At 59.7% G+C, this 13,103-nt stretch carries 11 protein-coding genes; 8 read left to right on the forward strand and 3 right to left on the reverse strand.

Features of this window, described 5'->3' with window-relative positions; all coding sequences use genetic code 11:
* Positions 1 to 2: 2 nt before the first annotated feature.
* Positions 3 to 980, reverse strand: coding sequence for a hypothetical protein (locus A3730_RS01390; protein ID WP_063519697.1), 978 nt, complete (start codon positions 978 to 980; stop codon positions 3 to 5).
* 447 nt (positions 981 to 1,427) lie between these two features.
* On the opposite strand from A3730_RS01390, the gene coaD reads away from it, so the two are divergent.
* The 6 genes from coaD (at position 1,428) to A3730_RS01420 (ending at position 6,544) form a co-directional block, all read left to right on the forward strand.
* The gene (gene coaD / locus A3730_RS01395; RefSeq protein ID WP_007150106.1) at positions 1,428 to 1,919 is read left to right on the forward strand and encodes a pantetheine-phosphate adenylyltransferase; all 492 of its coding nucleotides are present in this window, start codon (positions 1,428 to 1,430) and stop codon (positions 1,917 to 1,919) included.
* 209 nt (positions 1,920 to 2,128) lie between these two features.
* Entirely contained in the window at positions 2,129 to 3,826 is a 1,698-nt protein-coding gene (gene ggt, locus A3730_RS01400) for a gamma-glutamyltransferase (RefSeq protein ID WP_063537313.1), read from the forward strand.
* Positions 3,827 to 3,914: 88 nt separating this feature from the next.
* A complete protein-coding gene (locus tag A3730_RS01405) occupies positions 3,915 to 4,328 on the forward strand; it encodes a PaaI family thioesterase (RefSeq protein WP_063519637.1) in 414 nt (137 codons plus the stop codon).
* A 36-nt stretch (positions 4,329 to 4,364) separates the two neighbouring features.
* The gene (locus A3730_RS01410) at positions 4,365 to 4,901 is read left to right on the forward strand and encodes an AAA family ATPase (RefSeq protein ID WP_063518572.1); all 537 of its coding nucleotides are present in this window, start codon (positions 4,365 to 4,367) and stop codon (positions 4,899 to 4,901) included.
* Positions 4,902 to 4,930: 29 nt separating this feature from the next.
* Positions 4,931 to 5,962, forward strand: a complete 1,032-nt coding sequence (locus A3730_RS01415) for a nitronate monooxygenase family protein (protein WP_063537315.1) — start codon at positions 4,931 to 4,933, stop codon at positions 5,960 to 5,962.
* 162 nt (positions 5,963 to 6,124) lie between these two features.
* Positions 6,125 to 6,544: an SRPBCC family protein gene (locus A3730_RS01420; protein ID WP_063519714.1), complete on the forward strand. Its 420-nt coding sequence runs from the start codon at positions 6,125 to 6,127 to the stop codon at positions 6,542 to 6,544.
* Between the two features lie 198 nt (positions 6,545 to 6,742).
* Here A3730_RS01420 and A3730_RS01425 read toward each other — a convergent pair whose 3' ends face one another.
* Complete coding sequence (locus A3730_RS01425) at positions 6,743 to 8,875, reverse strand: TonB-dependent siderophore receptor (RefSeq protein ID WP_063519713.1); 2,133 nt, start codon at positions 8,873 to 8,875, stop codon at positions 6,743 to 6,745.
* Between the two features lie 153 nt (positions 8,876 to 9,028).
* Positions 9,029 to 10,792, reverse strand: a complete 1,764-nt coding sequence (locus A3730_RS01430) for a monovalent cation:proton antiporter-2 (CPA2) family protein (RefSeq protein WP_063519834.1) — start codon at positions 10,790 to 10,792, stop codon at positions 9,029 to 9,031.
* 196 nt (positions 10,793 to 10,988) lie between these two features.
* Here A3730_RS01430 and A3730_RS01435 point away from each other — a divergent pair, with 196 nt between their 5' ends.
* Positions 10,989 to 11,591 carry an HPP family protein gene (locus tag A3730_RS01435; protein WP_063519833.1) on the forward strand — a complete coding sequence of 201 codons (603 nt, stop codon included), beginning with the start codon at positions 10,989 to 10,991 and terminating at the stop codon, positions 11,589 to 11,591.
* A gap of 76 nt (positions 11,592 to 11,667) precedes the next feature.
* The gene (locus A3730_RS01440; protein WP_063537317.1) at positions 11,668 to 12,927 is read left to right on the forward strand and encodes a PepSY domain-containing protein; all 1,260 of its coding nucleotides are present in this window, start codon (positions 11,668 to 11,670) and stop codon (positions 12,925 to 12,927) included.
* Positions 12,928 to 13,103 lie beyond the last annotated feature (176 nt).

The following is a 13,103-nucleotide window of genomic DNA, read 5'->3' on the forward strand; positions in this document are numbered from 1 at the left end:
TGCTAAGCACTCAACCCCAATCGACTGCGCAATCCTTTGATCAAACCACCAAAGCGTCCTTTTCCTTCTTCGGCAGACGCCTGCGGCAGCGACACCTGAACAGCTTCCTCGAACACCATCAGGTCACTCATCTCACAGGCATTAATGAAACGGTCCAGCTCTTCCTCGCTGCAATGTGAAACTTGCTGAACCTGTTCACGCGTTAACGGCCGTTTGGTCATCAACGCACACAGTGACAAGTGGGTACGGCTTTTTTCCAGCGTGCCAAAACTGGGCCACCGTTTAAGATGAAAGGCCCCTTCAGGGTTCATCCAGGGCGCCAAGTGCGTAGCGCTGTAGCGGGACACCATCCAACACAGAGAAAACAGCGGGCAAGCGACCATCTCGTCCGACACGACCTCGGTAGTCGGCGTCAGGGGGCCCAACTCTACAGAGGCGGCAGCCAACTGGCGGAACAGCGCCTTGCTGGCATAGAAACGCTGGGACGCCGGTTTGAAATACAACAAACCATGTGGCGACGACGACACCAGCAGCCCTGCCGGGTTAGACACGTTTCCATTAACCACCTCATGCAGGGATAACCAGAAAGGGGAAACGCTATTGGATACGGTGGAAGAGGACACGACACCCTGTGAGGGCGAATGGGGCTGGGGTACCGACGGCCCTTCGAGCGCCAAGGTGCCCGCCACTTCGTCGAGTACAGACAACAACTGCATAACCCGGAAGGGGTGCTGTAGAACAAACGGCGACGCCGGTTTTTTCTGATTACTGTCGTATACGACAATGCGCGGCTTGTCGCTGCGAGCCCAGCGCTGAGTTTCATCCGTTTGATCGCAGGAAATCATCAGCACATCTGCGCTGTCGGGGTCACTATGACTCCAGCTCACTTCGGACCGACCATCCATGATCTTCAACATGGACAGGCAGGCGCTTGCCGTATCATCCCCCAATCCTACAAAGCCCAGCCGTTGATTTTTCATCGTTCTCATAGTCCATGAAATCGGCATCTGTCCCTGATGATCCCAGCCAGGTGACCCCCCCACTGGGACCGGCGGCTTCCGATGCTAAAGCCGGTTATTAAGTAATGTGACCTGAGTCCCAAATTAGTCCTGTGCGATTTCCACCAGCAAACAGATGGCGACAAGCGGACGATAAAAGAGGATGAGCCTATAAAAATAATTGATCTTCAGGCCCTCCACTAAAAAGCAAGCCTCTGGACCTACGTCTTTTTCCTGACTTTGTGTAAGCAAATGCTTACACCAGATCGCCATTTTCAGGAATTTTGTCCCCTGTTGACGGCCGATACGGCCTGTGGGGCCGCGCCGGACAGGCCTGCAACTCTGCCACCGCATCGGGTATGCTTGCGGCACAGTGGGTATCCGGGGTGCTCCCGGGTACGGTTTCTACCGCGACAAAGCGAGCCAAGCATGACCAACCGCGTAATTTACCCCGGTACCTTCGACCCGATTACCAACGGCCACCTGGACCTGGTGGAACGGGCCGCCAAAATGTTCGATGAAGTCGTGGTAGGCATCGCCGCCAGTGAGAAGAAGGGCCCCCTGTTTACACTGGAAGAGCGCGTAGATCTGACCCGGCGCGTGCTATCGCACCTGCCGAATGTGAAGGTCACCGGCTTTTCCAAGCTGCTGGCCCATTTTTGCCGGGAGGAGGGCGGCAACATCCTGTTGCGGGGCCTGCGCGCGGTCAGTGACTTTGAATACGAGTTCCAGCTGGCCAACATGAACCGCCAGCTGGCGCCAGAGCTGGAGACCGTGTTCCTTACGCCAGCAGAGCACCTGTCCTTTATTTCCAGCTCCCTGATTCGCGAAATCGCGCTGCTGGACGGGGATGTGAATAACTTTGTGCCACCCCTGGTCGCCGAGGCCCTGGAAGAGAAGCGCAAGGCGCGGCAGAAGTAAGAGCAGCTGCGAGCTATGAGCTTCGAGCTGCGAGAAGATCAAAAAGCGGGGCACCCTCAGCCGACTGCCACTCTGCGCTGCTTGAGAATGGCAATAGCCCGCAAGCCGCTAACGGTTTTACTCGCAGCTCGTAGCTTGTGGCTCGCAGCTGCTATAACAAAAAAGCCGGACACCGCTCCACATCCACCGGCTCTCAAGGAGGACACCCGATGCGCATCCTGATCCCGTTACTACTGCTGCTCACCCTCACCGCCCAGGCGGCCGGGCCGGGCAAGAATGCGGTGGCCAGCGCCCACCCTCTGGCGACAGAAGCTGGGCTCAACATTCTCGAGCAGGGCGGTAATGCCTTCGATGCAGCCGTGGCCGTGGCAGCTGCCCTGGCGGTGGTCGAACCCTATTCTGCCGGTATGGGCGGGGGCGGCTTCTGGCTGCTGCACCGGGAACAGGACGGTTTACAGACCTTTGTAGACGCACGCGAAACCGCCCCCGGTGCCGCCACGGCCACCATGTATCAGGACAAGGATGGCAAGGTGATGCGCGACTGGGCGGTAAACGGTCCCAGCGCCGCCGGCATCCCTGGCCAGGCCGCCGCCTTCGCCCATCTCGCGGANAAGTACGGCAAACTTCCCCTCACTGCCACTCTGGCCCCGGCCATTGCACTGGCCGAGAAAGGCTTCCGCGTAGAGGAGCATTACCGCAAGCTGGCCGGTTACCGCGAAGACGTGCTCAACCGTTTCCCGGAAGCCGCTGCCATCTTCCTGCATAACGGCAAGGTGCCCCCCAACAACCACCTGATCAGGCAACCGGATCTGGCCCGGGTACTCACTGCCATCGCTGAACAGGGCAAGGCCGGTTTCTATCAGGGTGACGTGGCCAAACAGCTGGTGGACGGCGTGCAGCAGGCCGGCGGCATCTGGACCCTGGACGATCTGGCCGACTACACCGTGGTGGAACGCTCGCCCACCGTCAGCCAGTTCCGGGGCGGCCGGGTTATCTCCGCACCGCCGCCGTCCTCCGGCGGCATCGTCATGGGCGAAGCACTGAATATCCTCAGTCAGTTCAACGCCGGTGATACCGGCGACATGACCCCGCACCTGGCCATCGAAGCCATGCGCCGCGCCTACCAGGACCGGGCCCGCTATCTGGGCGACCCGGACTTTGTGGATATGCCTGTGGATAAGCTGTTGAGTACCGATTACGCCAAACAGCGCGCCAGCAGCATCACCCTGGACAAAGCCACCCCCAGCAGCAGCCTGGGCGAGCCGATCAGCGTGGAAGAGGGCTTTCACACCACCCATTTCTCGGTACTGGATAAAGACGGCAACCGGGTCGCCGCCACCCTGAGCATTAACCTGCCGTTCGGTAGCGGCTTTGTGGCCCCCGGCACCGGAGTGCTGCTCAACAACGAAATGGACGATTTCTCCGCCAAACCCGGCAGCCCCAACGCCTACGGCCTGGTGGGCAGCGAGGCCAACGCCATCGCCCCCGGCAAGCGCCCGCTGTCTTCCATGACCCCCACCTTCGTGGAATTCGACGACCGGATCGCCATTCTCGGCACCCCCGGCGGCAGCCGCATCATCTCCATGGTGATGCTGGGCGTCCTTGAAGCCGCCAACGATAAACCGGTCGAGGACTGGGTCAGTCGCGTGCGTTTCCACCATCAGTTTCTGCCTGACGAAGTCCAGGCAGAGCCGGAATTCGTCGGCAGCCAGGCCGCCAAGGACCTGATGCTGATGGGCCACAAGGTCGTCTCCACCGGTCGCAATTATGGCAATATGCAGGCCATTCTGTGGCGCAAGGGCAGTGGCAAGAACAGCGGCGAAGTGACCGCCGCCAGCGACCCCCGTGGCATTGGCAGTGCCGAGGTCCGGGCACCACAAACATTGCCGGCAACCGGTACGGAATAACCATTAACCCGCGCCAATTGGCGGCAAAGGGCTGCCTGCAAGCGAACCCGCTGCAAGCAGCCTCCTTTTCCTTATACGGGGGCTTGTAATGACCGACCTTCTCTCATTCGGCAAAAACATCCTCGGCAGCCAGCCATTCAGTGTTCTGCTTGGCACGGAGCTGGAGGCCTTCGAGCCCGGCAAGGCCGTGCTGACCCTGGCCGTTCGCGATGAACTGAAACAACAGCATGGCTTTGTCCACGGCGGTGTTGTCAGCTATCTGGCAGACAATGCACTTACCTATGCCGGGGGCTCCGTACTGGGTGACTCTGTCACCTCCGAATACAAGATCAACTATCTGCGCCCGGCACTGGGAGAACGACTAACCGCCCGCGCCACCGTGCTTTCCAGTGGCAAGAGACAGGCCGTCTGCCAGTGCGAAGTGATCGCCCTCAATAACGGCGAAGAACGGCTCGTCGCGGTAGCCCAAGGCACCATCAGCAAAGTAGACACAAAGAGCTGATACCCAGGCTGAAATCCGACAGTCATGCGCAAACAAATGACAACACCCATGGTGCTGACCGGGGGACCCGGCTCTGGCAAGACTGCGGTCATCGAGCATATTGCCAGCCTGGGTTTTCACTGTTCCGAGGAAGTCGGCCGCCAAGTGATTCAATCGCAGGTTGAACAGGGCGGGAAGGCTGTTCCCTGGCTGGACAAGGTCGCCTTTCGTAACCAAATGCTGTCGGCTGAGCTAACCCATCATGCCCATTTTGCAGACCATGAGGAGACGGTCTTTTTTGACCGGGGGCTGGTCGATATCTATGGTTACTCCCTCCTTGAAAGCCTGCCTGTTCCCAGATCCTTGATTGAGGCCTGTGAAAAGTATCGATACCACAACCCTGTCTTCCTCTTCCCTCCCTGGGACGCTATCTTTACCAACGACAAGGAACGCAAACAGTCGTTTGCTGAAGCCGTCGCTACCTTTGAAATCATGCAGACCGCCTATCGGCATTTCGGCTACACACTGGTTGAAGTCCCCAGAGCCCCGGTTAACGACCGGGCCGCATTTATACTGGATCTTGTGATTCGCTGACCCTTTTTCCTGCCGACCTGGAATGCCTTATGCGATCTCTGTTCAACACCTCTCTACCACTGATTCAGGCGCCCATGGCCGGGGTGCAAGACTGGCGTCTGGCCGCGGCAGTGTGTGAGGCCGGAGGGCTGGGATCCGTGCCCGCCGGGATGCTCGATGCCGCTGGTCTGGAGCAGCAGCTGACGCAACTGAGCGCCGCCACCAACAATCCCTGGAACGTGAATTTTTTCTGCCACGATTCCCCGGCGTCCAACCCGGAAGGCGAACAACGCTGGGTAGCAACCCTGCGCCCTTACTATGACGAGTTCAGCGCCGATCCATCAGCGATTCCCGAAGGCCCTTCGCGCAAGCCGTTTGATGCCGATTGCGCGGCAGTGCTGGCACAATTCCAGCCTGCGGTGGTGAGCTTTCATTACGGCTTGCCGGAGGCCAGCCTGCTGGACCGGGTAAAAGCCACCGGGGCCACGGTTCTGTCCAGCGCTACCACGGTTGAAGAGGCACTCTGGCTCCAGGCACAAGGCGCCGATGCCGTGATCGCCCAGGGGCTGGAAGCGGGCGGGCACCGGGGCCACTTTCTCAGTGATGACCTGAGCCGCCAGCAGGGCACCTTCAGTCTGGTGCCGCAGGTGGCCGATGCCGTCTCCATTCCGGTGATCGCCGCCGGCGGCATTGCCAGTCCGGCCGGCGTGCGGGCCGCCATGGCGTTAGGCGCAACCGCCGTGCAAGTGGGCACGGCCTACCTGTTGTGTCCGGAAGCCACCACCAAACCCGTGCATCGAGAATGGCTGAACAGCGACCGGGCCCAACACACCGCATTAACCACGGCTTTTTCCGGGCGCCCCGCCCGGGGCATGGTCAATCGGCTGATGCGCGAGCTGGGCAGCTTCCCGGATGCGGCGCCGGCATTCCCGCTGGCGGGCAACGCTATCGGGCCATTACGCGCCGCCGCAGAAGCGCAGGGTAGTGGTGACTGTTCGCCACTGTGGGCCGGGCAGAATGCCGGCGGCTGCCGTGAGGACAGCGCCGCTTTGGTGACCGCCTGGTTGGCTGAAGGGTTCTGATGACCGCAAGCCCGGTCGGAGCAACTGCCGAGGGCTGCGCTATGGCCCAAATTAACCTTGCGGGCAAACGGCCAGCCGTCAAAATCAACACCCTGTTTACTGCCAGCCAGGCAGTGTCACTCTTTCCCGGCGGCGTGCCGGGCCCCAGTGGGAGCAACCGCCATGCAACGCATCGAGATTTCCAAGACGTTTCCGTTCTCCGTGGACAAGCTGTTCGACTTTCTCAGCGTGCACGAAAACCTGGAGCTGATTTTTGCCCCAGCCAAGATCAAACGCATTAAAGACGGACAGGACAGCCACAACGGCGTGGGTTCCACCCGGAAGATGCAGATTCTGGTGGCGCCGCCGTTCGAAGAAACCGTCACCAAGGTGGTCCCCAACGAGCGCATCGAATACACCATCACCAAGGGCAGCCCGCTGAAGCACCATAAAGGCATCATGCGCTTTTCCGAAGCGGCCAATGGCGGCAGCCAGCTGGACTACACCATCGAGTTTGAAGGCAAGCTGCCCCTGATCGGCCCGATCATCAAAGCCGGCCTGGGACAGGGCATTCGCCGGGGCCTGAACAAGCTGAAACTGTAATTCCAGTAACGAGTTGCGAACAACACCATCGCATTTGCTTTTCGTTCCTCGCACCTCGTCACTCGCGTCTCTCTCTATTAACGTTTCAGACATAAAAAAACGCCGACGCCCTTGCTTGTGCAGACGTCGGCGTTAAACGGTTGCGCTTTTTTGCTGTCTCAGGGCGAGTTAGCCGTAGACGTCACCCACCCAGCCTTCTCAAAATTTATAGTCGAACCGCACATTGGCACTACGCGGTGCACCGTAGAAAGCCTGCCCCACATACAGCGAGTTATAGTATTTTTCGTCGGTCACGTTGTTCACGTTCAGGGTGGTGGTCAGGTGTTTGGTCCAGTCATAGCTGGCCATCAGGTTCACCAGCGCATAGCTGTCCTGGGTAGTTTTCGGTACACCGCCGGTGCCGCCCCGGTAAATGCTGTCCTGCCAGCTGACCTGCACACCGGTTTTCAGTTTCTGAATAGCCGCAGGGCGGTAGGTCGTGGACAGGCGGAAGATTTCCCGCGGGGTGTAGTTGCGGATTTCATCGCCGTCCTGGTCTTCAATTTCCAGCCAAGTGTAGCCACCAGCCAATTGCCAGCCGGGTAGAATTTCACCGCTGATTTCCCCTTCATAGCCGAAGCTTTCCACGTCCACACCACCGTAGTAGGTGTCCGGGCCGATCATGCCGGCAGGGTCCGCCAGATTTTCCTGATCCGTACGGAAGGCGATCAACGCGGTATAAATACGGCCATCCTGCCATTCCGATTTCAGACCCAGTTCCTGGGTTTCGCCGGTCACCGGCTCCAGCCGTTGGCCAGTGATATCTTCTTCGGTCTGCGGGTTGAAGATTTTGGTGTAACTGCCGTAAACGGAATGCACATCGGTCAAATCATAAATCAGGCCCACATAGGGCACGGTTTCGCTGGCGCTGGCATCCTTGCTGGTACCGTAGCCTTCCCCTTCGCTAGTTACGTCTACATAGCGTGCGCCGCCAATCAGGGTCAGCGGGTCGGCCAGGCTCAGACGAGTTGCCAGGTAGGCACTGCGGTAGCGATCATCCCACTTGCTGCCGTCAATAGAGGCATCGAAGGGCGGCTTGGGGTAACTGCCACCAAAAGCCTGATCCGGGGTCAGCGGTGTACCAATACCCCGGCCATAGTTTGAGGTTTCCTCAATGCGGCCTTTCGCATAGTTAGCCCCAACGACCATTTCGTGAACACGGCCGCCCACTTCAAACGGGCCGCGAGCATACAAGTCGAACACACGCTCGGTGACCTTGTCTTCATAGTAGCTGGGGTAGGCGAACAGGCCGGTTTCGTCCTTGTTCGGGGTGCCGTAGACGTAGAACAGTTCGGATTCACCTTCCATTTTGCGGTAGGTGTACACCGCATTGGCTTCCCAACCGTTATCGAAACGCTGCTGCAGTTCGGCGAATACGGATTCGGTGTTGCTGTCCCAGTACGCCCAATCCGCTGCGGTGCTGGTTTCCACGTCGTAGTCAGTGGGAGAGCCATCGGAGTAGAACAGGGGCAGCGACCCCCACATGGGGCTGTCCGCGTTGCTGTTCTGGTAGCTATAGCCCAGCGTGAACAGGGTGGAGTCGGTGAGGTCGGCTTCCACCACGCCGTAGAAGACGCCGCGCTCATTCTCGTAACGATCCAGGTAGGAATTGCGATCCTGATAGGCGCCAACCATGCGCCCACGCACCCGGCCGTTCTCGGTCAGGCTGCCGGAAGTGTCCACTTCCATGCGGCGGTTATCCCAGGAACCGTAACTGGCAGAAAGCGTCGTGTGATTATCCAGGGTAGGACGCTTGCGCACGTAGTTGACGGTGGCGGACGGGTTTCCCAACCCGGTCATCAGACCATTGGAACCGCGCACGATTTCCACCCGCTCAAACAGGCTGGTATCCACATCACCGTTGACGATTTCATAGGGCAGCGGCATGCCCAGGCCATCGTACTGGTAGTTGGTGATTTCAAAACCCCGGGCGTTGTAATACACCCGGTCGGTTTCCACCTGGTCCACCACCACACCCGGCGCGGCCGCCAGCGCTTCGCTGACTGAGACGATCTGGAAATCATCCATCAGCGTCCGCGTTACCATCGACACCGACTGGGGTGTTTCCCGGCGGGTCAGCGCCAGGCCGGTGGGCGCACTCACCGGGGTTTTCGGGGCGTAGCTCTCCGAGGTATCTGCCAGGGTACCCTGGTTGCTTTCAGCGTTGACCGTCACTTCAGGAATTTCGTGGACACTGTTGTCGGTATCAGTCTGCGCGGCCGTGGAGACCAGCGGACACAGCAGCAGGGAAGCCGCCAGGGAGCGACTCAAAACGCGAGCATAGATGATCATGGTAGTGCCTGTGGCTAATATTCTGCGATCCCCCGGCCTTCGGAGCCTTGCCGCCAATAACGTCCCTTTCGTCAGCGCGGCAGACCGGAAACTTGGGCCGGGATAGTAATGCAGGTGCAAACTATTCTCAATACTGATTGCTGTATGACACCGCTACGGCTTTCCCTCCGACAGCAACGACTGCAATTCCGCCCGGCCTTTGGCATTGGTTTCCACCAGCATGTCCACATCGGCACGATGCTCAATCTGTTCCAGCAGCAGGCGCTCATCCAGATCCCGGAAGCTGCGTACCAGATCAATGGCGGTGGATTCGGGAACGCCCAGCTGCATCAACGTCAGGCGGGCACTGAGCAGGGCAGATTCAAAGCTTTCCCGAATCACTTGATCCACGCCCAGGGCATGTAGCTTGTAAGCGTGATAGCGGTCGCGGGCGCGAGCCACAATGGTCACGCTGGGAAAGTGGTGGCGTACCAGTTCGGCGGCTTTCAGGGAGGCGTCCACATCGTCCACCGCCAGCACCAGCACCTTGGCATGCTCCAGGCCCGCGTTGTGCAATAGATCGAGCCGGGTTACATCGCCAAAGTACACTTCGTTGCCGTAGCGCCGCAGCATATCGATTTCATCCGGGTCGGAATCCAGTGCGGTGAAGGGAATCTGGCGCCCCACCAGAATCCGCGCGGTGATCTGCCCGAAGCGGCCAAGCCCGGCAATCACCACCTGGGGGTGGTGCGCAGGCATGCTTTCTTCTTCCAGATCCTTGCGTGGCCCCTTGCTACTCGCCTTGGGCCACAACATCGCCATCAGCTTCAGCAATAACGGTGTGCACGCCATGGACAATGCCACCACCAGATTGAGCTGCCCGGCGATGGCCGGGTCGAGCAGGTTCAAGGTTTGCGCCTGGGTCAGCAGCACAAAGGCGAACTCCCCGCCCTGGCTGAGCAAAATGCCGAACATGAAGGTACTGCGCCACTCACCACCGCGCAGGCGGCTGATCACTATCAGCACCAGCGCCTTCAGACCCAGCAGCATCACCAGGAAGAGGGCAATGTTACCCGGGTGGTCCAACAGCAAACGCAGGTCCATGGTCATGCCGATCGCCAGGAAGAACAGCCCCAGCAGCAGCCCCTTGAAGGGCTGAATGTCGGTTTCCAATTGTTCCCGGTAGGGCGAGTTGGCCAGTAGCACACCCGCCACAAACGCACCCAGCCCCATGGACAGGCCCAGGTGCTCCATCAGCGCCGCAGACCCCAGCACCAGCATCAGCGCACTGGCGGTCATCAACTCCCGGTTGCGCAGCTTGGCCAGCCAGCCCAGCCAGGGGTTCAGCGCATACTTGCCCGCCAGCACCATGGCCACCAGTGCCGCCAGGCCCGCCAGCAATTGCGGGCTACCTTCCCCGGCCTGGGCGCCGGCCAACACCGGCAACAGCAGCAAGATGGGAATCACCGCCAGATCCTGAAACAGCAAAATGGAAAACGCGGAGCGGCCCTGCGGGGTACCCAGCTGATTGTTCTCCACCAGCATCTGCACTACAAAGGCCGTGGACGACAGCGCCAGCGTGGCGCCGATGGCCAGGCTCTGGTTGGTGCTGAAACCCACCAGCCAAAACCCGCCAGCCAACAACAGCGCGCTGAATACCATCTGGCTGGCACCCAGCCCCACCAGGCGGCGACGCTGCGCCCACAACTGCTGTGGGGCCAGTTCCAGCCCCACCAGAAACAGCATCAGCACCACCCCCAGCTCGGCAAAATGCAGCACATCGTTACCGCCACTGACCAGGCCAAACCCCAGCGGCCCTACGGCGATACCGGCCGCCAGGTAGCCAAGGATGCTGCCCAGCCCCAGCCGCTGAAACAACGGCAACAACACCAGTGTCGCCCCCAGCAACACCAGCGCCTGCGAGAAAAATCCGTCCACACCGATCTCCTTTTTTGTCTTGGCTCATGCTAGCGGATTTGCCTGGCCTGCGTTGTTAAAAAACCGTTGCCACACCTTGATGAAGCCGCCCGCTATCCGCCACACCCGCTTGTCGCAAAAAATGCACCATAATTGCCCAAGCGGCCGCAAGGCCTTAGTATGCGCGCTCTTTTTCTGCCCCGGATTAGTGCGCACCATGAGTAAGGAAAGTGATCAGCTCCGCCAACAACTGGTCGGTGGACTGTTGCGGCAGCTGCATCTGGAAACCATGAGTGAGCGCTTTAATCCCCGCGTCGTGCTGGCGCTGTTCAACCTGGTCAACGGCGGCCTCAGCATTGCGCTGATCGCCAGTGTGGCGCTGGTGACCCAGCAAGCGTTTATCTTTCCCTCACTGGGTGCGACGGCCTTCCTGCTGTTCCACCTGCCCCTGGCGGAAGCAGCTTCCCCTCGCAATGTACTCAGCGGTCATCTGATTGGTGCCCTGTGTGGGTGGGCATCACTGTGGTTATGCGGCCTGCACGATGCACCGGCCGCCTTTATCACCGGCGTTGAATGGTCACGGGTGGCCGCTGCCGGCCTGTCGCTGGGGCTCACCAGCGCACTGATGATTCTGTTCCGGGTCGCCCACCCGCCCGCCGGCGCGACTGCGCTGATTATGTCACTGGGGCTGATGCACGAACTGCAGCAGCTGCCGGTATTGCTCAGCGCGGTGGCCCTGCTGGTTGGCCAGGCCTTCGTAATCAATCGACTGGCCGGCATTCCCTACCCACTATGGGCCCCCCGTCAGCCCGGTGTCTGATCAACACATTCTGTAATGAGAACGATTCCCTTTTATGCTAGGCTGCGCCGCATTGTCAGCCCCGGTTGGATTTCCCATGCGCGCATTTCTGGTTCTGCTTCATCGCTGGTTCGGCCTTTTCATTGCCGTTTTCCTGATTATTGCCGGTCTGACCGGGGCACTGATTTCCTGGGACCACGAGCTGGACGAGTGGCTCAACCCCCACCTGTTTAAAAGCCAGAGTCAGGGCGAACCACTGCCCATGCTCGAGCTGGTGCGCCATGTGGAAGACGCCGACCCCCGGGTGCGTGCCAGCTTCTTTGGCCTGGAAGCCGAACCCGGCCATAACGCGGAAATCTGGGTGGATGCCAAAGTGAACCCGGATACCGGCCGGCGTTATGAACTGGGTTACGACCACGCCTTCCTGGACCCGGTCACCGGCGAGATTGTCGGCAAGCGCGAGTGGGGGAAAATCTCCCTGCACCCGGAGCACCTGATGTCGTTCCTTTACAAGCTGCACTTCACCCTGCACCTGCCGGAATGGAAGGGCATTGATCGCTGGGGCATCTGGTTGATGGGGGCCGCCGCCATGGTCTGGCTGTTCGATACCTTTATCGCCATGGCGCTGACCCTGCCGCGCAAACGCCGCGTACAAAAGCCCGGCGGCAAGAGCTGGATGCAACGCTGGAAACCGGCCTGGATGATTCGTCGTGGCGCGGGCGCCTACAAACTGAACTTCGATCTACACCGGGCCGTGGGGCTGTGGGTGTTCGGGCTACTGCTGATGCTGGCCTTTACCTCTTTCTCCCTGAACCTGTACCGGGAAATTTTTTACCCGGTCATGTCCATGGTGTCAGAAACCACCCCGGGGCCGTTTGAAACACGCACACCCACCGCCTTGCATGATCCGGTAGAACCCCAGGTAAGCTGGCCTGAATTATTTGCAAAAGCCCGCACCGAAGCGGACAACCGCGGCTGGGAAGAACCCATCGGCGACACCTTCTACAGCGACAATTTCGCAGTCTTCGGCGTGCGTTTCTACTACCCGGGTGAAGACCACGACAGCGGCGGCATGAAGGTGAAAAGCCTCTACTATGATGGCAAGAGCGCGGACTTGATCGGTGACGAAGTGCCCTGGGAAGGCACCGCCGCCGATGTCTTCAACCAACTGCAATTCCCACTGCACTCCGGCCGTATTGCCGGCCTGCCCGGCCGCATCATCGTGTCGATCATGGGCATCGCCGTGGCCATGCTCTCCATCACCGGCCTGGTGATCTGGTGGAAGAAACGCAAGGCGAGGGTGGCCAGCAGAAAGCGTAAACAGGAAATGGCCTTGAACTCCGCCACCTACCAATAAGCACCTGTAGGAGATTCTATGTTGTCCACCCCAGTCTTCATGAGGCAGGGGCCGGCTGATAGTCGGTGCCATTTTTCATAAGCGCGAAGGCGATACGAACCAGTTTGCGCGCCAGGATGACTAACGCTTGGGTAGTTGCCAGCCCTCGATCCAGATACGCCTGATAGACCCCTGCC

It is taken from the genome of Alcanivorax sp. HI0044, assembly GCF_001634945.1.